Consider the following 17,918-nt stretch of genomic DNA (forward strand, 5'->3'; position numbering starts at 1 on the left):
CGAACGCACCGCGCTCAACCTTCGATGAGACAGGACTGCCACCAGCGGTCATTCCTCCACTGTCACAAACCCACAGGCAGTCAGTCTCAACCGGCACAGAAATCAGTTGATCGCCCTTTGCCGGCAATCGATCAACGTTCACTGGCACAGGTCGGCTGGACTCGAGAGTCAGGGCTCTTGTCATACGAACAGTCCCGATATATCGTTGACGCATCGCGACCGGTCAACGATGGATGGAGTGATGGAAATGCGTTCCCGTGGACAGGACTTCGGATTCGAACGGCACGGACACCACGGCGGCCCCGGTCATCGCGCCCGGGGTGGCTTCGAGACGCAGCGCGCGGCCTTCGGGCCCTTCGGGCCGGGTGATCCCGGCGGCCCCGGCGGCCGCGGGTTCGGCGGCCCCGGATTCTTCGGGCCGGGCGGCCCCTGGGGCGGACGCGGTCGGGGCGGACCTCGCGGCAGGGCGCGGCGCGGTGACGTAAGGGCCTCGATCCTGGCCCTTCTCAAGGACCGGCCCATGCACGGCTACGAGATGATCCAGGAGATCGCCGAGCGCAGCGGCGGGACGTGGAAGCCCAGCCCGGGTTCGGTCTATCCCACCCTCCAGCTGCTGGAGGACGAGGGGCTGATCGCCAGCGAGACCGAGGGCGGCAAGAAGCTCTTCTCACTCACCGAGCCGGGCCGCGCCGCGGCCGACCAGGGCCCGGAGGCTCCCTGGGAGGAGGCCTCGCGCGGCGTCGACTGGGAGGCGCTGCACGAGATCCGGCAGGCCGGCTTCGGTCTGATGGAGGCGTTCGGCCAGGTCTGGAAGACCGGCACCAAGGAACAGCGCGAGAAGGCCCTCGCGGTCATCAACGAGGCCCGCAAGAAGCTGTACCTGATCCTGGCCGACGAGAGCTGACGGCACGACGGGTCACGGCCCGGCAGAAAGGCGCCCCGCGGCACACGCCGCGGGGCGCCTTCGCGTCCGCCGCCTCAGGACACCAGCGCCCCGAGGCGGCGCAGCGACTCGTGCAGCGCGGCCGTCGCCGAGTCCTTCAGCCTGCCCGCCATGAGGGAGACCGCCGCGCCGGTGAACTCCCCGTCGATGCGTACCGAGGTGCCCTCGCCGTGCGGTGTCAGCGTGTAGCGCGTGGCGACGGTCACGGCCATCGGACCCTTGCCGCGGAGGGCGAGGACACGCCCGGGCACCAGTTCCTCGACGGTCCAGACGACCTCGGCCGGGAAGCCCATGAGCTTCATGTTCTCCTCGAAGGTCGCGCCCACTTCCAGGGACCGCGGGCCGCCCTTGGGGAAGTCGGTGTGCGTCGCGTTCCACTCGCCGTACGCCGACCAGTCGGTCAGCTGGGTCCACACCTTCTCGGCGGGCGCCTCGACATGTGCTTCCGCGCTGACTTCGGCCATGGGACCACCCCTTGGTGTCGGCTGCTGCGGCGGGCGCAGCTACGGTGTCGCGGAAGGTAGCCGGGGGATCCCCAACATTCAATACTGATGAGTCGTCAGGAAACACGAAGGCGGCTCACAGGGTGGCCCCGGGCAAGGCGGCGCGCGGTTCATCAGGGAAAACGGCGCGATCTCATCCGCAAGGAGGAGAAGCCGGTCAGCCGTCCCCAACCTGTGTCGGATGCGAAGATGCTGCCCACCGGGGATGACCCGGGCCGCCGGGACTGATGAGGTGGAGGATGTGGCACCCCGTCCTTCCCCGCGGCCGGCCGCCGAAGCCGGCGCGCACCGCACGCACCTCGATGCCAGGCTCACCTCCGAGCTGGCAGCGGTGGTCGGGGGTGCCCGCCGACGGGCGGTGCGCGACGGTGACCGTCAGACCGACACGGCGCATCTGCTGCACACTCTTGTGGAGTCCGACGCCGAGGTGCGCGCCGTCTTCGAGGGGCCGCAGATCGCCCGGCTGCTCGGCTACCTGGTCCAGCGCGCCATCGGCTACGGCCTGCGCTGGCAGAGCACGGTCGAGGACTCCGGCGCCCTGCCGGTGCTCGGCGAGCCGGAGCGCTGGTCGCCGGCGGCGGCGAGTGCCCTGAACGCGGCCTACGGTCGCGCGGCCCGGCGTGGCGCCGCACGCGCCCACGGGCTGGATCTGCTCGCGGCGATCCTGGCGGACCCCGAGTCACGGGCCGTCGAGGTCCTCGGGCGCGCGGGCGTCGATGTGGCGAGCGTGCGGGCCCGGATCGAGACGAGGGCGACGGGGGAGGAGTACGCCGACGGGGGCGCGAGGGCGACGGGGGAGAAGTACGCCGACGGGAGCGCGAGGGCGACGGGGGAGAAGTACGCCGACAACAGCGCGAGGGCGGGGGAGGCCCACAGCGGGGACGGCGCGTGGCCGACCGTGCTCCCGCCTCCGCGGGTGCCGCCCCACCCGGGACACCTGCCGGGCACCGCGGCATCCGGCCCCTGAGCCGTGCCTGCCTTCGTCCTTGGGGCGAAGCCGCCTCCGCCTCTGAGCCGGATGACGCGTCCAGCCCCTGAGACAGGTGCTATCGAGAGTGACGCTCATGTCGTCGCCTGGCATCATGTGCCGATGCATACGTCTCAGGGGACTCGGGGCAACCGTGACCGGGGCGTCGGCCTGGGGCTCGCCCTTGCGTCGGCGCTCGCCTTCGGCGGCTCCGGCGTCGCGGCCAAACCGCTGATCGAGGCGGGCCTCGACCCGCTCCATGTGGTGTGGCTGCGGGTCGCGGGCGCCGCGCTCGTGGTGCTCCCGCTCGCCGTGCGCCGCCGTGCGCTGCTGCGCGAGCGCCCCGCCCTGCTCACCGGTTTCGGGCTGCTTGCCGTGGCCGGCGTCCAGGCCTGCTACTTCGCGGCCCTGTCCCGTATCCCCGTCGGCGTCGCCCTGCTCATCGAGTACCTCGCGCCCGCGCTCGTGCTCGGCTGGGTGCGCCTTGTGCAGCGGCGGCCCGTCACCCGCGCCGCGGCGATCGGTGTGGTCCTCGCGGTCGGCGGACTCGCCTGTGTCGTGGAGGTGTGGTCGGGGCTGAGCTTCGACCCCGTCGGCGTGCTGCTCGCGCTGGGCGCCGCCTGCTGCCAGGTCGGCTACTTCGTCCTGGCCGACCAGGGCAGCGAGGCGGGCGAGGAGTCCCCGGACCCGCTCGGCGTCATCGCCTACGGACTGCTCGTCGGGGCCGCCGTCCTGACGGTCGTCGCCCGCCCGTGGACCATGGACTGGTCCGTTCTCGCCGGCACCGCGGACATGAACGGCACCCGCGTACCGGCCGTCCTGCTCCTGGTCTGGATCGTGCTGATCGCCACCGTCCTCGCCTATGTCACCGGTGTGCTGTCCGTGCGCCGGCTCTCTCCCCAGGTGGCCGGTGTCGTGGCCTGCCTGGAAGCGGTCATCGCCACAGTCCTGGCCTGGGTGCTGCTCGGCGAGCACCTCTCGGCGCCGCAACTGGCCGGTGGGGCGGTCGTCCTGGTGGGGGCGTTCATAGCTCAGTCCTCGGCGCCGGGGAAGGGTTCGCAGGAGCCGGTCGCGAGCGGGGGCGCGGAAAGGGAGTTGTCGGCCCGTGGCACGGCCGCCTAAGGTGTCGATCATGCATTCCCACGCACTCGTTCTTCCGCCGCCGGCCGCCTGAGGGCGGGCCCTCCGGAATCCTCGCCCGGCACGCCGCCGGGCGGAACGGTGCTGCCCGCAGAAGAAGTCCACGGCCCCGATGCTCACGGGCCCTTCCCCAACTTCTGCGTATCTGCGGAGAACACAACATGCCGAATGCCACCTCCGGCCTGCCCGTCGGGCGAGGCCTGCTGTATCTGATCGTCGCCGGTGTCGCCTGGGGCACCGCGGGCGCGGCCGCCTCCCTGGTCTACCGGGCCAGTGACATGGGGCCCGTTGCCCTCTCCTTCTGGCGCTGCGCGGCCGGGCTCGTCCTGCTGCTCGCCGCCCGTGGACTGCGCCCGCGCGCCCGCACCGCCGTCGTGCCGGAACCACTGGGGCGCCGGGCGCTGCGCGCGGGCGCGACCGGCCTCGGCCTCGCCGTCTTCCAGACCGCCTACTTCGCGTCGGTCTCGGCCACCGGACTCGCCGTGGCGACCGTCGTCACCCTCGGCGCCGGTCCCGTGCTCATCGCGCTCGGCGCCCGGCTCACGATGGGAGAGCGGCTCGGCCGGGGCGGGGTGACCGCCGTCGTCGGAGCGCTCGCCGGGCTCGGGGTGCTCGTACTCGGTGGCGGGAATGCGACCGTGCGCCCCTGGGGCGTGCTGCTCGCGGTGGTGTCCGCGGCCGGTTACTCGGTCATGACCCTGCTCACCCGATGGTGGGGCCGCGACGGCGCCGTCGACGCGTCCCGCACCACCGTGTCGGCGTTCGCGGTCACCGCCCTGGTGCTGCTGCCGTTCGCCCTGACCGAGGGGCTGTTGCCGCACACCGCCGAACCGGTGCGCCTCGGGTGGATGGTGGCGTACATCGCCGCGGTCCCCACGGCCCTGGCCTACGCCCTCTACTTCGCGGGCGCGGCCGTCGTACGGTCCGCCACCGTGTCCGTGGTGATGCTGCTCGAACCGGTCAGCGCGGCGGTGCTCGCCGTGGCCCTGCTCGGTGAGCGGCTCACGGCGGCGACCGCCGTCGGCACCGCGCTGATGCTCGGCTCGGTCGCGGGGCTCGCCCTGGCGGAGGCGCGCGGGGTGCGGGTGCCGACGGAGGAGCCGGTCCTCGTGTGACGGAACCGGTCCCCGGGTGCGGGGACCGGTGCGGAACGGAAGTCGGCCGGCCGACGGCCGACTTCGGGCCGACTCCCGGCCGACGGACGGTCGTGCGGGTGCCGTGCGGGTGGGAGAGGGGGCATGGGCGCGGATGTGGGTGCGGAGCCGGTGACGGCCCCGCACCCGCACCCCTCACGCCCCCCGTCTGCGCTGGAGATGCTCGCGGGCCGCCGCGTCCCCCGGGCCGCCCCGCTCCGCCAGCGCGGTCGCGATACGGTCCCGCACCGGGTCCACCTTGTTCCCGGCGTACTTGAACTTCGCCCGGACGTCGGTCACTTCGAGCCGCAGACCGCGGATGCCGGACAGCATGCGGCCGTACGGGGCCTCGCCCGCCGCCGCCCGGGCCGAGCCCCCCTCCGGCTGGAAGTGGCCGAGCTGGCGGTTGAGCAGTTCCGCCTTGTCGGCCGGATCGTCCACGATGCGGGCCGTGCACCGGAGCTGGACCGCCGCGTAGAAGCTCGTGGGCACGCCGTGTTCGGACGGGACGTCGGGGGGCGCCTGCCAGGGCCCGGGTATGTACACATAGTCGTCGACCACGCTGAGCAGCACGTCGGGGTTCACCTCCAGGGCCGCCCAGAGCGGGTTCGGCCGCGCCAGGTGGCCGACGGCCTCGCCGCGCCGCGCGTCGTAGGCGAAGTGCAGCGGCTGGACGTACGGCGGCTCGCCCGGCAGTCCGTTGACGGCGAGCCGCCCGAAGTCGTGCTCGGCCAGCCAGTGGTGCCACTCGGCGTCGTCATGGGGTGCGTCCCAGGGGTGGATCAGCATCCCAGGGCCGCCAGGTAGTCCGGCAGCGCGACATCGGGCGACAGGCCGGCGTCGGCCTGCGGGGCGCCGTACTCCCTGCGGACCGGTACCACGCCCGCCCAGTAGGGGAGGGCGAGGTCCTCGGGCTCGTCATGCACTCCTCCGGTGCGCACCTTGGCGGAGACCTCGTCCAGGTCGAGCCGGATGACGGCCGTGGCGGCCAGTTCCTTCCTGTTGGCGGGACGGGAGTCGCCCGAGCGGCCCGGCACCACATGGTCGACCAGCGCGTCCAGGGCGGTCCGCCGCTCATCCGGGTCGGTGACCTGGTGGGCTATGCCGTGCACCACCACGGACCGGTAGTTGACCGAGTGGTGGAAGGCCGAGCGGGCCAGGACCAGACCGTCGACATGGGTCACCGTGAGACAGACCGCGAGCCCCGGGTCGGCCGCGCCCGACATCCGCATCGGACGCGAGCCCGTCGAGCCGTGGACGTAGAGCCGCTCGCCGACCCGGCCGTAGAGAGTGGGCAGGACCACCGGTGCACCGTCGCGGACGAAGCCGAGGTGGCAGACATAGCCCTCGTCGAGTATCGCGTGCACCAGCTCCCTGTCGTACGACGCCCGCTCCGTCGAACGCGTGGGGACGGTGCGGTCGGTCGGCGTGTAGGCGGCGGGCGGCGACGTCGGCTGCTCGGTCCCTCGCATGAGTGCTCCCGATTGAACTAGTGCATAATATGTTTTGTGCTAGGAGACTATCGGATCGAAGGTCGACGCGCAGCAGAGATCGCGTCGAGCGTCGAGCGTGCGGTGGGCTCGGGGGACCTGGAGCCCGGGCAACTGCTGCCGCCGCTGAGAGAGTTGGCGGCTGAGCTGGGTGTGAATCCCAACACCGTCGCCGCCGCCTACCGCGTGCTGCGCGAACGCGGGGTCATCGAGACCGCCGGGCGGCGGGGCAGCCGGGTGCGGTCCGCGCCGGCCACGACGGGCCGGGATCACATCCGTGTGGACGTGCCCGAGGGGGTGCGCGATGTGTCGAGCGGCAATCCGGACCCCGCGCTGCTGCCCTCGCTGGCGCAGGCGCTCGCGGCAGCGGCGGCCGAGGGCGACCGCGTCCCGGTGCTGTACGGCGAGGTGGCCGTGGAGCCGGAACTGGCCCGCCTCGCACGGGCCGGCCTGGACGCCGACGGGGTGCCGGACGGGCCGCTCGCCGTGGTCTCCGGATCGCTGGACGCCGTCGAACGGGTCCTCGCGGCCCATCTGAGACCAGGGGACACGGTCGCGGTGGAGGACCCGGGCTGGGGCAGGACCCTCGACCTCGTCCCGGCCCTCGGGCTGCGCACGGCTCCCGTCCCCGTCGACGACGAGGGGCCACTCCCGGACGGCCTGCGCGACGTCCTGGCCGCCGGGGCGCGGGCGCTGATCGTCACGGACCGGGCGCAGAACCCGACCGGCGCCGCGGTGAGCGCCGCACGCGCGCGTGCCCTGCGGTCCGTGCTGCGGGGGTACCCGGGGACCCTGCTGATCGAGGACGACCACGGTCACGGGATCGTCGACGTGCCCCTCCACCCGCTCGCCGGGGTCACCAGGCACTGGGCCTTCGTGCGCTCGGCCGCCAAGGCATACGGCCCCGACCTTCGGCTCGCCGTGCTCACGGGCGACAGCGTCACCGTGGACCGGATCCGGGGGCGGCAGCGGCTGGGGCCCGGGTGGGTGAGCCGGATCCTGCAACGGGCCCTGGTGCGGCTGTGGGCCGACGACGCGGTGGACGCGCGGGCGGTGGCGGCGGCCTACGGAAGGCGCCGCGACGCGCTGGTCGGCGCGCTGGCGGCACGCGGTGTCAGGGCACACGGGGTCAGCGGGATGAACGTGTGGGTCCCGGTGCCGGACGAGACCGGTGCGGTCGCGAGGCTGCTGCACGCGGGCTGGGCCGTCGCCCCGGGCGCCCGCTTCCGCATGAGCGCGCCGCCCGGCATCCGCATCACCGTCTCGTCGCTGACGGAGGACGAGACCGGGCCGCTGGCCGACGCGGTCGCCTCCGCCCTCGGCCCGGGTCCCGCCCGCGGCTACGTGTAGTCCCCGCACGCACTCGACGCTGCCGGGGCACTAGTCCGGATTCCGGCTCCCGGGCCTGGTCCGGGACTGGGTCAGTGCCGCGCCCGCCAGCACGATCACCGCCCCGGCCGGCGTGGACCAGCTCAGTGACTCGTTCAGGATCGCCACTCCCGCCGCGGTGGCGATGACGGGGATGAAGTACGTGACCATCTGGGCCGTGGTGGGCCCGACCTCCGCGACCAGGCCGTACTGGAGGAGCACGGCGAGTCCGGTGCCCAGCGCGCCGAGGGCCGCGACCGCCAGCAGCGGGAGCAGCGGGAAGCGGCTCGGCAGGGTGGTGAACAGCGGCGTGACCGCGGCCAGTTGGACGGTGGCGAGGAACAGCTGGGCGCCGGTCAGGGACAGATGGGAGTGACCGGTTCCGGCCAGGGTGCGGCGCACATAGATCCAGCCGATGGGGTAGCTGAGCGAGGCGAGCAGGGCCATCGCCGTGCCCGTCACATCCAGGCCGTGGAAGCCCTGCCAGGCGCCGAGCACCGTGAGCACGCCCAGGAAGCCGAGGCCGAGCCCCGCGACGCGGCGCCGCGTCGGCCGGTCTTCGGACAGCGCGACCAGCGACAGGACCATGCCCCACAGGGGTGAGGTGGCGTTGCAGATCCCGGCGAGCGTGGACGGGATCGTCAGCTCCGAGTAGGCGAAGAGCGAGAACGGCAGCGCGTTGAGCAGGAACGCCGCCACGGTGAGGTGGCCCCAGGTGCGGGCGCCGCGCGGCAGGCGTTCGCGTTTGACGGCCATCGCGGCGGCGAGCACGGCCGTCCCGAACGCCAGGCGGCCGAGGGTGACCTGGAACGGGGCGTACGCCCCCGTGCCGACCTTGATGAAGAGAAAGCTGAAGCCCCAGATCAGCGAGAGGACGCCGAAGCGGATCCGCCAGTCGAGGGCGGTCCGGCGGTGAGGGGCGGTGGTGGGGCCGGCGGCGGCTCGTGCGGTGGCGACGGTGCTCATGACCGTAACCATGGCGGAGTCAACCTCGTAGCACAATCGAGATTTTGCACGGGATATCTCGTAGGATTGCTTACATGTTGAACCTGGAGCGTCTGCGCACCCTCGACGCCCTGGCCCGGCACGGCTCGGTCAGCGGTGCGGCCGAGGGACTGCATGTGACGACCTCGGCCGTCTCCCAGCAGATGGCCAAGCTGGAGCGCGAGGTGGGACAGCGGCTTCTGGCCAGGAACGGCCGGGGCGTACGGCTCACGGACGCGGGCCGGCTTCTCGCCGACCACGCGGCACGCATTCTGTCGCAGGTGGAACTGGCCCAGGCCGATCTGGAGGCACAGCGCGGTCAGGTGGCCGGCGAGCTGCGCCTGTCGGCCTTCCCCACCGCGGCGCGCGGGCTCTTCCCGACGGCACTCGCCGCACTGCGCTCCGGCCACCCGGCCCTGCGCCTGCGGTCGTCGGAGCTGGAGCCGGAGGCAGGGGTCGCCGGCGTGGTGCGCGGCGACCTCGATCTCGCGGTCGTCCTCGACTGGTACAACAAGCCGATGCCGCTGCCCGAGGGGCTCGTCAAGGCGGCGATCCTCGACGATCCGGCCGATGTGGCGGTGCCCGTGGGGCACCGGCTCGCCGACCGGCCGGAGGTCGACCTCGGGGAGTTCGCCGACGACGAGTGGATCACCTGGGGCGAGGGCGAGTTCTGCCATGAGTGGCTTGTCTTCACCCTGCGCTCCAAGGGCGTCGAACCCCGCATCGGCCACCGGGCCGGCGAGACCCACACCCAGCTCGGCCTGGTGGCCGCCGGGCTCGGCGTGTGCATCGCCCCGCTGCTGGGGCGCGATCCGGTGCCGGCCGGAGTGGTGACCGTGCCCTTGCGGCAGCAGGTGCGCAGGCATGTCTACGTGGTCTGGCGCGCCGACGCCGACCGCCGCCCGTCGATCCGGGCGGCGGTGGAGGCGCTCCAGGCGGCAGGGCAGGCCGTCGCGGCCGGGTGATCGGCCACACGCGGCGCCACCGCGACGGCTACACCGAACCCAGCTTGCGGAAGTCCCAGGAGACGATCTTCGCCGGGGTCAGCCGCAGCCAGGCGTGGCGGCCGTCGTAGGGCATCTCGTCCAGTCCGAAGTTCTTGCGCGCGAACAGCGTCTCCGGAAGGTCGAGTTCGGCGCACAACTGTCCGGTGCGGGGGCTCTCGCCCACGAACTCGATCGTGCCGGACAGCTCGGCGCCGCGCAGTTCCTCGTACTCCTCTCCCGTGTCCACGACGATGGCGACCCGCGGATCGCGGCGCAGATCGGCCCAGCGCTTGCTGCGGACCACGGAGTACAGCCACAGCGAGGTGCCGTCCCAGGCGAACCACAGGGCGCTCACATGCGGAGTGCCGTCGGCCGAGACGGTCGCCACCCGGCAGGTGCGCTGGGTGGCGAGGAACGCGTCCAGCTCGCCGGGTGACATCATGATCTTGCGGCCTCTGCGCTGAGTCTCGGCCATCCGGTCCCCCTCTTCTTCTCCCACGTCGTGCCAGAGAGATCCTCTGACATCACGTCAGAAAAGAATGGGGTGTCGCCCGTCCCCGCGCAATGGCCCTCCTCCGCCTGCCCCTCTTCCGTCGTTCGCGTCGTGGGTGGTTCCACCTGCCCGCGACCGCCGGCCCGTCCGCCTTCCACCCGTCCACGGCAGTCGCTACGCTCGCCCGCCCGGCCACCGACGACAGGGGGAGCCATGCCGTCGCACGAACAGCTCAGCGAACTCCTCGAGCCGCGCACCACGGTGCTGCTCACCGTCGAGTGCCAGCAGGGCGTCGTAGGACCGGACAGCGCGCTGCCGGAGCTCGCCCGGCAGGCACGTTCCTCGGGCGCGCTGGCCAATGTGGCCCGGCTGGTCGCGGCCGCGCACCGGGGCGGGGTCCAGGTGATCCACGCGATCGCCGAGCGCCGTCCCGACGGCCGGGGCGCGAACCGCAACGCGCGCCTGTTCCACGCGGCCGAGCGGCTCCCGGTGCGGCAGCTGTCCGGCACCACGGCCGTCCGCGTCGCGCCACCCATCGAGGTGAGGGAGGAGGACTTCGTCGTACGCCGGCTGCACGGCCTTTCGCCTCTCGCCGGCACCGAGGTCGACGCGCTGCTGCGCAACCTCGGCTGCCGCACCCTGATCGTCACCGGGGTCTCCGCCAACGTGGCGATCCCGAACGCCGTCTTCGACGCCGTCAACCGTGGCTACACCGCGGTCGTGCCCGCGGACGCCATCGCGGGAGTGCCCCCCGACTACACTCCCGCGATGATCCGCAACACCCTCGCGTTGGTCGCCACGGTCGCGACCACGGACGAGGTCTCGGCCTGTCTCGTTCCACGGCGCCGGGCGCCACGGGTCTGAGCGGGCGCGGAATCAGGCGAGCTTGATCTCGTCCCCGGTCACCGTGATCTTCGCGGCGGGCAGTGCCTGGGTCGCCGGACCCTTCTTCACGCTGCCGTCGGTCGCGGAGAACTCGCTGTTGTGACACGGGCAGGTGATCACGCCGTTGGCGATGTCCTTCACGGCGCAGCCCTGGTGGGTGCACTTGGACGAGAACGCCTTGAACGTGCCCGTGGACGGCTGGGTGACCACGACACCCTGGTCGGCGAAGACCTTGCCACCGCCCTGGGGGATGTCGGAGGTCTTGGCCAGCACCTTGCCGCCGGAGCCGCTCACCGCGGCGCCGCCACCACCACCCGTGCTGCCGTCGCCCGCCGCGCTGCTGCCGGCCGAGCTCTCGTTCTGCGAGCCGGTGGAGCTGGAGGAGCTGTCGTCCATGCCTCCGCACGCGGTCAGCGCGACGGCGAGTCCCGTCGCGCCGACCGCTGCCACGACCGTGCGGCGGGCCGGTCCCGAGACGGGCTGGAGCGATTCGCTGGTCATGCTGACGTTCCCTTCCACGGATGTTCCCTTGCTCTGCTGGTTGGTACGGCCTGCGGTCAGTCGCTGTTCAGATGGTGCTGAGATCTTGACCGCTCCGAGATCGGGCGCGCGTAAGACACGGCTGTCGTTCGGCTGTCAGAGGGACGCGACGTCCGACAGGCCGCCGCCGGCCATCGCGGACACGCCAGTAACCTGGGGCGATGCTCAAGGAAGTCATCGCGACCCGCTACATCACGCCCCTGCGTGAGGGCGGTTCGCTGCCGGGACTGGTCGAGGCCGACGACCTCGGGACCTACGTCATGAAATTCACCGGCGCGGGACAGGGCCGCAAGACCCTCGTCGCCGAGGTCGTCTGCGGCGAACTCGCCCGCCGGCTGGGCTTCAGGGTGCCCCGGCTGGTGACGGTCGACCTCGATCCCGTCCTGGGGCTCGGCGAGCCCGACCAGGAGGTGCAGGAACTCCTCAGGGCCAGCGGTGGGCTCAATCTCGGAATGGACTTCCTCAGTGGCGCGATCGGCTACGACCCGCTCGCGTTCCCGGTCGATCGCGAGGAGGCCGGGCGGATCGTCTGGTTCGACGCGCTGGTGGGCAACGTCGACCGCTCCTGGCGCAACCCCAACCTGCTGATGTGGCACGGCGATCTATGGCTCATCGACCACGGCGCCACCATGATCTGGCACCACAACTGGCCCGGCGCCGAGGCCTCCGCCACGCGGCCCTACGACGCCTCCGACCACGCCCTGGCCCCCTTCGCCCCCGATGTCGCGGCCGCGGCCGCCGCACTGGCCCCCCTCGTCACCGAGGAGTTGCTGGCCGAGGTGACCGCGGAGATCCCGGACACGTGGCTCACCGGCGAGCCCGGCTTCGACACCCCGGACGCGCTGCGCCGCGCGTACGCCCGGCCGCTGCTCGCCCGCGCCGCCGTCGTCCACGAACGCATCAACGGAATCGAGGAGGCACGGTGAGCGAGCGCCACATCATCAGGGGCGGTCGACACAGCGACCGGGAGGTTTTCGAGTACGCCCTGCTCCGGGTCGTGCCGCGGGTGGAGCGCGGGGAGTGCATCAACGCGGGCGTGCTCGTCTACTGCCGGGCCAAGGCCTACGTCGGCGCCCGCACCCACCTCGACGAGGCCCGGTTGCTGGCCCTCGACCCCGAGGCGAACGTGGCGGGCGTGCGGTCCGCGCTGCGCGCCGTCGAGAATGTGTGCGCGGGGGGCGCGTCCGCCGGGCCGGCGGCGCGCGACGACGCCGGACGGCGCTTCCGCTGGCTGATCGCGCCCCGCTCGACGGTCGTCCAGCCCGGACCGGTGCACACCGGACTGACCGCCGACCCGGCGGCCGAGACCGAGCGGTTGCTCGACCTCCTGGTGAGGTAATGGATCACACGCAGCCGGTGTGCCGTTGACACCGGGTGCCAGGGCTTCTAGCGTCACGTCTGCTGAGGGTACTAAGCGGTCGCTCACCCATCGGGCGTACCGTTGCGAGCCGCAGACGTTCCGAAGGTGTTTAGGGCTTTCCAAGGGCGAGGAGAACCATCAATGTCCACCACTGAGCAGCGGGTCGCTGTCGTCACCGGCGGTGCGCGCGGCATCGGCGCCGCCACCGCCGTACGACTGGCCGCCGAAGGCCGTGCCGTCGCGGTCATCGACCTCGACGAGGCCGCGTGCAAGGACACCGTCGAGAAGATCACCGCCGCGGGCGGCAAGGGCATCGCCGTCGGGTGCGACGTCTCGGACGAGGCGCAGGTCGAGGCGGCCGTGGCCCGTATCGCCGAGGAACTGGGCGCGCCGACGATTCTCGTCAACAACGCGGGTGTGCTCCGTGACAACCTGCTGTTCAAGATGAGCGTCTCGGACTGGGACACCGTCATGAACGTGCACCTGCGCGGAGCCTTCCTGATGTCGCGGGCCTGCCAGAAGCACATGGTCGACGCGAACTTCGGCCGGATCGTCAACCTCTCCTCGTCCTCCGCGCTCGGCAACCGAGGCCAGGTGAACTACTCCGCCGCCAAGGCCGGTCTCCAGGGCTTCACCAAGACCCTGGCCAAGGAACTGGGCAAGTTCGGTGTCACCGCCAACGCCGTCGCCCCCGGCTTCATCGCCACCGAGATGACCAAGGCCACCGCCGAGCGGGTCGGCATGGGCTTCGAGGACTTCAAGGCCGCGGCCGCCACCCAGATCCCCGTGCACCGCGTCGGCGAGCCCGAGGACATCGCCAACGCGATCGCCTTCTTCACCGGCGACGCGGCCGGATTCGTCTCCGGCCAGGTGCTGTACGTGGCCGGCGGACCGCTCGACTAGGGCCCGGGAGAGCACGGACATGACTGAACTGCCTGAACTCTCCGGCAAGGTCGCCCTCGTCACGGGCGCCAGCCGCGGCATCGGCTACGGCGTCGCCGAGGCGCTCGTCGCCCGCGGCGACCGGGTGTGCATCACCGGCCGCAACGAGGACGCCCTCAAGGAGGCCGTCGAGAAGCTCGGCGCCGACCGCGTCATCGGTGTCGCCGGCAAGGCCCACGACGAAAACCACCAGGGCGTCGCCGTGGAGCGCACCATGGAGGCCTTCGGCCGGGTCGACTTCCTGGTCAACAACGCCGGTACGAACCCGGTCTTCGGGCCGATCGCCGACCTCGACCTCAATGTGGCGCGCAAGGTGTTCGAGACCAATGTCGTCTCGGCGCTCGGCTTCGCCCAGCGGACCTGGCACGCCTGGCAGAAGGACAACGGCGGCGCGATCGTCAACATCTCCTCGGTGGCCGGGCTGTCCGCCTCACCGTTCATAGGAGCCTATGGCATCAGCAAGGCCGCCATGATCAACCTGACCATGCAGCTCGCGCACGAGTACGCGCCCCTGGTGCGGGTCAACGCCATCGCCCCGGCCGTGGTGAAGACGAAGTTCGCGCAGGCCCTGTACGAGGGCCGGGAGGCGGAGGCCGCCGCCGCCTACCCGCTCGGCCGGCTCGGTGTGCCCTCGGACATCGGCGGCGCTACCGCGTTCCTGACGTCGGACCAGTCCGACTGGATCACCGGCCAGACACTCGTCGTCGACGGCGGCATGTTCCTGAACGCCGGGGTCTGACGAGGTGCGGCACGGGCGCCGTTGACAGAAAGCGCGCCCGTGCCGACGTATTGGAGACACCCAGACGGATGACAACGTAGTCAGATACGCGCTGATCACAAGCCCTTCGCGAACCCGGTCCAGGCGGCCGGGGCTGCGGTAGGGTCTGCGGCCAACCCTGGAACGGCCGATCGAGGAGTGTGCGCGTGTTCAACCGGAAGCGTCGTCTGCGTCCGCTGGCGGCGATCGCGTCCCTATCCCTGGTGGCCGGCTGCGGTGCGCTCTCCTCGGGTTCCTCCGGTGACAAGGGGCCGATCGTCGTGGGCACCACCAGCGCCCCCAGCACGCTGGATCCCGCCGCCTCCTGGGACGGCTCCTGGGAGTTGTTCCGCAACATCTACCAGACGCTGCTGAGCTATCCGACCGGTGCGTCGGTGCCCCAGCCCGACGCCGCCGACTTCTGCGCCTTCACCGATGGGACGAACCGCGTCTACCGCTGTGTGCTGCGCAAGGGCATGACCTTCTCCGACGGCGGAGCGCTGGACGCGCGCGCCGTGAAGTACTCGATCGACCGAATCCGCACGATCAATGTGCAGGGCGGTCCCGCGGGCCTGCTGGGCAGCCTCGACCACATCACCACCCGCGGCGCCCGGGAGGTCGACTTTTACCTCAACAAGCCCGACGCCACGTTTCCCTTCGTGCTGGCCACCCCCGCCATGTCGATCGTCGACCCCGACGACTACCCGGCCCACTCGCTGCGCAAGGACGGCACGGTCCTCGGCTCCGGCCCCTACAGCCTCAAGTCCTATGAGGAGGGGAAGCAGGCGGAACTCGTCCGCAACGCCCGCTACAAGGGGTTCGCCGAACTCCACAACAGCGCGGTCACCATCCGCTACTTCCAGGACTCGGGCGCGATGGTCTCCGCGCTGCGCAAGAAGGAGATCGACGTCACCTACCGGGGGCTCGCCGCCCCCGACATCGTCACCCTGCAGAACCAGGCGTCCAAGGAGTCGCTCCAGCTCATCGAGGGTGCGGGCACCGAGATCAGCTACCTGGTCTTCAACCCGAAGGACCCCTGGGCGGGCAAGCTCGCCGTGCGCCGCGCCATCGCCCAGATCGTCGACCGTCCGGCGATCGCCCACAAGGTGTACAAGGACACCGTGGACCCGCTGTACTCGATGGTGCCCAAGGGGCTCACGGGGCACACCGCGGGCTTCTTCGACGACTACGGGGATCCCAGTACCCCCAAGGCGCGCAAGATCCTGTCGGCCGCGGGCATCACCGGCAGGGTTCCGCTCACCCTCTGGTACACCACCGACCGCTACGGCTCGGAGACCGGCCCCGAGTTCCAGGAGCTCAAGAGCCAGCTCGAAGGCTCGGGCCTGTTCACCGTCACCCTCAAAAGCCGTCCCTGGAAGACCTACGAGGAGGGGTACCGCAAGGGCGAGTACCCGGTATTCGGGCGCGGCTGGTTCCCCGACTTCCCGGATGCCGAGAACTTCATCGCGCCCTTCGTGGGCGAGCAGAACGCGCTCGGCACACCCTACCCGGCGCCGAGGATCACCGGGGTGCTGCTGCCCGAGTCCCGTCGCGAGAGCGACCGTGCGAAGGTGGTCAAGGAGTTCCAGCAGGCCCAGCAGATCCTCGTCGACGACGCCCGGCTGCTGCCGCTGTGGCAGGGCAAGCAGTTCGTCGCGGCCAGCGAGGACGTCTCCGGCGGGGAGCAGGCCCTGGACCCGTCGACGATCATGATGATGTGGGAGCTGTACCGCAAGACCAGCTGGTAGTCCGGGCTCCTGGCGGGGTTCGGGCACCGGTTGTCAGTGGTCGCCTGTAGGTTCTTGACCTGGAAGTGACCGCACATCGGAGGAAGTTGACGTGACCGACATCGCCATGCTGCCGGAGTCCTGGCGGGGCGTTCTGGGTGACGAACTGCAGCAGCCCTATTTCAAGGAGCTGACGGAGTTCGTCGAGGAGGAGCGCGCCAAGGGTCCCGTCTATCCTCCGCGCGAGGAGGTCTTCGCCGCCCTCGACGCCACGCCATACGACAAGGTGAAGGTGCTCATCCTCGGTCAGGACCCGTACCACGGCGAGGGCCAGGGACACGGCCTGTGCTTCTCCGTGCGTCCCGGGGTGAAGACCCCGCCCTCCCTGCGGAACATTTACAAGGAGATGCAGCAGGAACTGGGCACGCCCGTCCCGGACAACGGCTATCTGATGCCGTGGGCCGAGCAGGGCGTGCTGCTGCTGAACGCGGTGCTGACGGTGCGCGGCGGTGAGGCGAACTCGCACAAGGGCAGAGGCTGGGAGAAGTTCACGGACGCGGTGATCCGCGCCGTGGCCGGCCGGCCGGACCCGGCGGTGTTCGTGCTGTGGGGCAACTACGCGCAGAAGAAGCTGCCCCTCATCGACGAGAGCCGGCATGTCGTCGTCAAGGGCGCGCACCCCTCGCCGCTGTCCGCGAAGAAGTTCTTCGGATCGCGCCCGTTCACGCAGATCAACGAGGCGGTGGCCCGCCAGGGACACGAGCCGATCGACTGGGCGATTCCCAACCTGGGGTGAGACGGGGGCGGGGCGGGTCCGGATCTCGGCCCCCGGATCCGGATCCGGCTCCGGGTCTGGGTCTGGATCCCGCTCCCGTCCCGGTCCGTGCCCGGGTCCTGGTCCTGGGTCCTGGCCCTGGTCTGGATCCCGGTCCGGGTCCGAGTTCGGATTCAGGTCCGGACCCGAGTCCGGATTCAGGTCCGGGTCCGAGTCCGGATTCAGGTCCCGAACCGTCCGGCCATCGGTTCTCCCGCGTCGTCACCGGCTTGGCCCAGCGCCCTGCGGAGCCGCCTGAGTGTGATTGTCGGCGCGGACGGCTAGCGTCGTGATGACGGTCGACGAGCGTGGAGGACACGGTGGCGAAGCGACAGGGGCAGGCGGCGCCGGATGCCGTGATGAGCCGGATCGGTCAGGTCGTCATGCTGCACCACGGTGGCGACCGCGAGGAGGCCCGGGACCGGTTCCTGGGGCTGTGGGCCGAGATCGGCGAGGACGGTGACCCGCTGCACCGCTGTACGGTGGCGCACTACATGGCGGACACCCAGGACGACCCGTCGGACGAGCTCGCCTGGGACCTCAGGGCGCTGTCGGCCGCCGAGGAACTCAGCGACGAGCGCGTCGACGGGTACGACGGGTACGACGGGGCACTCGCGGTCCGCGCGTTCTTCCCCTCCCTCCATCTGAACCTGGCCGCCGACTATGTGAAGCTGGGCCGCTGCGAGGCCGCGCGCGCCCATCTGAGCCGGGCGCGCGGCGCGGCCGACGGGCTCGGCGACGACGGCTACGGCGACGGCATCAGGACGGCGATCGCCCGCCTGGAGCGGCGGCTCGCGGAGACACCGACGAACAGCACACCCGAGCCGGGTCCCCCGAAGGGCCCGGGCGGAGAGACCCTGGGCCCGCCGAGACGGCGGTCGTGAGC

19 protein-coding genes and 1 pseudogene are annotated in these 17,918 nt (G+C 71.5%); 14 read left to right on the forward strand and 6 right to left on the reverse strand.

What is annotated here, in order from left to right; all coding sequences use genetic code 11:
- Positions 1 to 247: 247 nt before the first annotated feature.
- Positions 248 to 904 carry a PadR family transcriptional regulator gene (locus ACIP94_RS26085; RefSeq protein WP_402430330.1) on the forward strand — a complete coding sequence of 219 codons (657 nt, stop codon included), beginning with the start codon at positions 248 to 250 and terminating at the stop codon, positions 902 to 904.
- 74 nt (positions 905 to 978) lie between these two features.
- Here ACIP94_RS26085 and ACIP94_RS26090 read toward each other — a convergent pair whose 3' ends face one another.
- Positions 979 to 1,407, reverse strand: a complete 429-nt coding sequence (locus ACIP94_RS26090; protein WP_402430333.1) for an SRPBCC family protein — start codon at positions 1,405 to 1,407, stop codon at positions 979 to 981.
- Positions 1,408 to 1,651: 244 nt separating this feature from the next.
- On the opposite strand from ACIP94_RS26090, the pseudogene ACIP94_RS26095 reads away from it, so the two are divergent.
- The 3 genes and pseudogenes from ACIP94_RS26095 to ACIP94_RS26105 form a co-directional block, all read left to right on the forward strand.
- Positions 1,652 to 2,203, forward strand: a pseudogene (locus ACIP94_RS26095) (Clp protease N-terminal domain-containing protein); the annotation flags it as partial.
- A gap of 327 nt (positions 2,204 to 2,530) precedes the next feature.
- Positions 2,531 to 3,535, forward strand: a complete 1,005-nt coding sequence (locus tag ACIP94_RS26100) for an EamA family transporter (protein WP_402430336.1) — start codon at positions 2,531 to 2,533, stop codon at positions 3,533 to 3,535.
- Positions 3,536 to 3,714: 179 nt separating this feature from the next.
- Positions 3,715 to 4,668 (forward strand): DMT family transporter, encoded by a 954-nt coding sequence (locus ACIP94_RS26105; RefSeq protein WP_402430339.1) that lies wholly within the window; start codon positions 3,715 to 3,717, stop codon positions 4,666 to 4,668.
- Positions 4,669 to 4,842: 174 nt separating this feature from the next.
- On the opposite strand, the gene ACIP94_RS26110 is transcribed toward ACIP94_RS26105, so the two are convergent.
- Together ACIP94_RS26110 and ACIP94_RS26115 are read right to left on the reverse strand one after the other, a co-directional pair.
- Positions 4,843 to 5,475: an FMN-binding negative transcriptional regulator gene (locus ACIP94_RS26110; protein WP_402430342.1), complete on the reverse strand. Its 633-nt coding sequence runs from the start codon at positions 5,473 to 5,475 to the stop codon at positions 4,843 to 4,845.
- Complete coding sequence (locus tag ACIP94_RS26115) at positions 5,469 to 6,158, reverse strand: pyridoxamine 5'-phosphate oxidase family protein (RefSeq protein WP_402430345.1); 690 nt, start codon at positions 6,156 to 6,158, stop codon at positions 5,469 to 5,471. The genes ACIP94_RS26110 and ACIP94_RS26115 overlap by 7 nt, the downstream gene beginning before the upstream one ends.
- A 36-nt stretch (positions 6,159 to 6,194) precedes the next feature.
- Between ACIP94_RS26115 and ACIP94_RS26120 the strand changes: the two genes are divergently transcribed.
- On the forward strand, positions 6,195 to 7,526 hold the full coding sequence (locus ACIP94_RS26120) for an aminotransferase class I/II-fold pyridoxal phosphate-dependent enzyme (protein WP_402430348.1): 1,332 nt from the start codon (positions 6,195 to 6,197) through the stop codon (positions 7,524 to 7,526).
- 30 nt (positions 7,527 to 7,556) lie between these two features.
- Here ACIP94_RS26120 and ACIP94_RS26125 read toward each other — a convergent pair whose 3' ends face one another.
- Positions 7,557 to 8,510, reverse strand: a complete 954-nt coding sequence (locus ACIP94_RS26125; protein ID WP_402430351.1) for a DMT family transporter — start codon at positions 8,508 to 8,510, stop codon at positions 7,557 to 7,559.
- Between the two features lie 74 nt (positions 8,511 to 8,584).
- Here ACIP94_RS26125 and ACIP94_RS26130 point away from each other — a divergent pair, with 74 nt between their 5' ends.
- Positions 8,585 to 9,493 (forward strand): LysR family transcriptional regulator, encoded by a 909-nt coding sequence (locus tag ACIP94_RS26130; RefSeq protein WP_402430354.1) that lies wholly within the window; start codon positions 8,585 to 8,587, stop codon positions 9,491 to 9,493.
- Positions 9,494 to 9,521: 28 nt separating this feature from the next.
- Here ACIP94_RS26130 and ACIP94_RS26135 read toward each other — a convergent pair whose 3' ends face one another.
- The gene (locus tag ACIP94_RS26135; protein ID WP_402430357.1) at positions 9,522 to 9,989 is read right to left on the reverse strand and encodes a pyridoxamine 5'-phosphate oxidase family protein; all 468 of its coding nucleotides are present in this window, start codon (positions 9,987 to 9,989) and stop codon (positions 9,522 to 9,524) included.
- A 231-nt stretch (positions 9,990 to 10,220) separates the two neighbouring features.
- Between ACIP94_RS26135 and ACIP94_RS26140 the strand changes: the two genes are divergently transcribed.
- Positions 10,221 to 10,871: a cysteine hydrolase gene (locus tag ACIP94_RS26140; RefSeq protein WP_402430360.1), complete on the forward strand. Its 651-nt coding sequence runs from the start codon at positions 10,221 to 10,223 to the stop codon at positions 10,869 to 10,871.
- Between the two features lie 12 nt (positions 10,872 to 10,883).
- On the opposite strand, the gene ACIP94_RS26145 is transcribed toward ACIP94_RS26140, so the two are convergent.
- A complete protein-coding gene (locus ACIP94_RS26145) occupies positions 10,884 to 11,393 on the reverse strand; it encodes a Rieske (2Fe-2S) protein (RefSeq protein WP_402430364.1) in 510 nt (169 codons plus the stop codon).
- A gap of 200 nt (positions 11,394 to 11,593) precedes the next feature.
- Between ACIP94_RS26145 and ACIP94_RS26150 the strand changes: the two genes are divergently transcribed.
- The 7 genes from ACIP94_RS26150 (at position 11,594) to ACIP94_RS26180 (ending at position 17,916) form a co-directional block, all read left to right on the forward strand.
- Positions 11,594 to 12,358 carry a HipA family kinase gene (locus tag ACIP94_RS26150; protein WP_402430367.1) on the forward strand — a complete coding sequence of 255 codons (765 nt, stop codon included), beginning with the start codon at positions 11,594 to 11,596 and terminating at the stop codon, positions 12,356 to 12,358.
- Positions 12,355 to 12,771, forward strand: a complete 417-nt coding sequence (locus ACIP94_RS26155) for a DUF3037 domain-containing protein (protein ID WP_402430370.1) — start codon at positions 12,355 to 12,357, stop codon at positions 12,769 to 12,771. The genes ACIP94_RS26150 and ACIP94_RS26155 overlap by 4 nt, the downstream gene beginning before the upstream one ends.
- A gap of 162 nt (positions 12,772 to 12,933) precedes the next feature.
- Positions 12,934 to 13,695 carry a 3-oxoacyl-ACP reductase FabG gene (gene fabG / locus ACIP94_RS26160; RefSeq protein WP_402430373.1) on the forward strand — a complete coding sequence of 254 codons (762 nt, stop codon included), beginning with the start codon at positions 12,934 to 12,936 and terminating at the stop codon, positions 13,693 to 13,695.
- A gap of 19 nt (positions 13,696 to 13,714) precedes the next feature.
- Entirely contained in the window at positions 13,715 to 14,473 is a 759-nt protein-coding gene (locus tag ACIP94_RS26165) for an SDR family oxidoreductase (protein ID WP_402430375.1), read from the forward strand.
- 179 nt (positions 14,474 to 14,652) lie between these two features.
- The gene (locus ACIP94_RS26170; RefSeq protein ID WP_402430378.1) at positions 14,653 to 16,239 is read left to right on the forward strand and encodes an ABC transporter substrate-binding protein; all 1,587 of its coding nucleotides are present in this window, start codon (positions 14,653 to 14,655) and stop codon (positions 16,237 to 16,239) included.
- A 91-nt stretch (positions 16,240 to 16,330) separates the two neighbouring features.
- The gene (locus tag ACIP94_RS26175; protein ID WP_402430381.1) at positions 16,331 to 17,014 is read left to right on the forward strand and encodes a uracil-DNA glycosylase; all 684 of its coding nucleotides are present in this window, start codon (positions 16,331 to 16,333) and stop codon (positions 17,012 to 17,014) included.
- Between the two features lie 338 nt (positions 17,015 to 17,352).
- Positions 17,353 to 17,916, forward strand: a complete 564-nt coding sequence (locus ACIP94_RS26180; RefSeq protein WP_402430384.1) for a hypothetical protein — start codon at positions 17,353 to 17,355, stop codon at positions 17,914 to 17,916.
- Positions 17,917 to 17,918 lie beyond the last annotated feature (2 nt).

Source organism: Streptomyces sp. NPDC093261, from assembly GCF_044753645.1.
In the GTDB taxonomy this organism is placed as follows: domain Bacteria; phylum Actinomycetota; class Actinomycetes; order Streptomycetales; family Streptomycetaceae; genus Streptomyces.

Bases quoted from the DNA above. Each gene is read 5' to 3' on its own strand.
- ACIP94_RS26085 (WP_402430330.1), top strand. From the start codon at position 248: ATGCGTTCCCGTGGACAGGACTTCGGATTCGAACGGCACGGACACCAC.
- ACIP94_RS26090 (WP_402430333.1), bottom strand. From the start codon at position 1,407: ATGGCCGAAGTCAGCGCGGAAGCACATGTCGAGGCGCCCGCCGAGAAG.
- ACIP94_RS26105 (WP_402430339.1), top strand. From the start codon at position 3,715: ATGCCGAATGCCACCTCCGGCCTGCCCGTCGGGCGAGGCCTGCTGTAT.
- ACIP94_RS26110 (WP_402430342.1), bottom strand. From the start codon at position 5,475: ATGCTGATCCACCCCTGGGACGCACCCCATGACGACGCCGAGTGGCAC.
- ACIP94_RS26115 (WP_402430345.1), bottom strand. From the start codon at position 6,158: ATGCGAGGGACCGAGCAGCCGACGTCGCCGCCCGCCGCCTACACGCCG.
- ACIP94_RS26125 (WP_402430351.1), bottom strand. From the start codon at position 8,510: ATGAGCACCGTCGCCACCGCACGAGCCGCCGCCGGCCCCACCACCGCC.
- ACIP94_RS26130 (WP_402430354.1), top strand. From the start codon at position 8,585: ATGTTGAACCTGGAGCGTCTGCGCACCCTCGACGCCCTGGCCCGGCAC.
- ACIP94_RS26135 (WP_402430357.1), bottom strand. From the start codon at position 9,989: ATGGCCGAGACTCAGCGCAGAGGCCGCAAGATCATGATGTCACCCGGC.
- ACIP94_RS26140 (WP_402430360.1), top strand. From the start codon at position 10,221: ATGCCGTCGCACGAACAGCTCAGCGAACTCCTCGAGCCGCGCACCACG.
- ACIP94_RS26145 (WP_402430364.1), bottom strand. From the start codon at position 11,393: ATGACCAGCGAATCGCTCCAGCCCGTCTCGGGACCGGCCCGCCGCACG.
- ACIP94_RS26150 (WP_402430367.1), top strand. From the start codon at position 11,594: ATGCTCAAGGAAGTCATCGCGACCCGCTACATCACGCCCCTGCGTGAG.
- fabG (WP_402430373.1), top strand. From the start codon at position 12,934: ATGTCCACCACTGAGCAGCGGGTCGCTGTCGTCACCGGCGGTGCGCGC.
- ACIP94_RS26165 (WP_402430375.1), top strand. From the start codon at position 13,715: ATGACTGAACTGCCTGAACTCTCCGGCAAGGTCGCCCTCGTCACGGGC.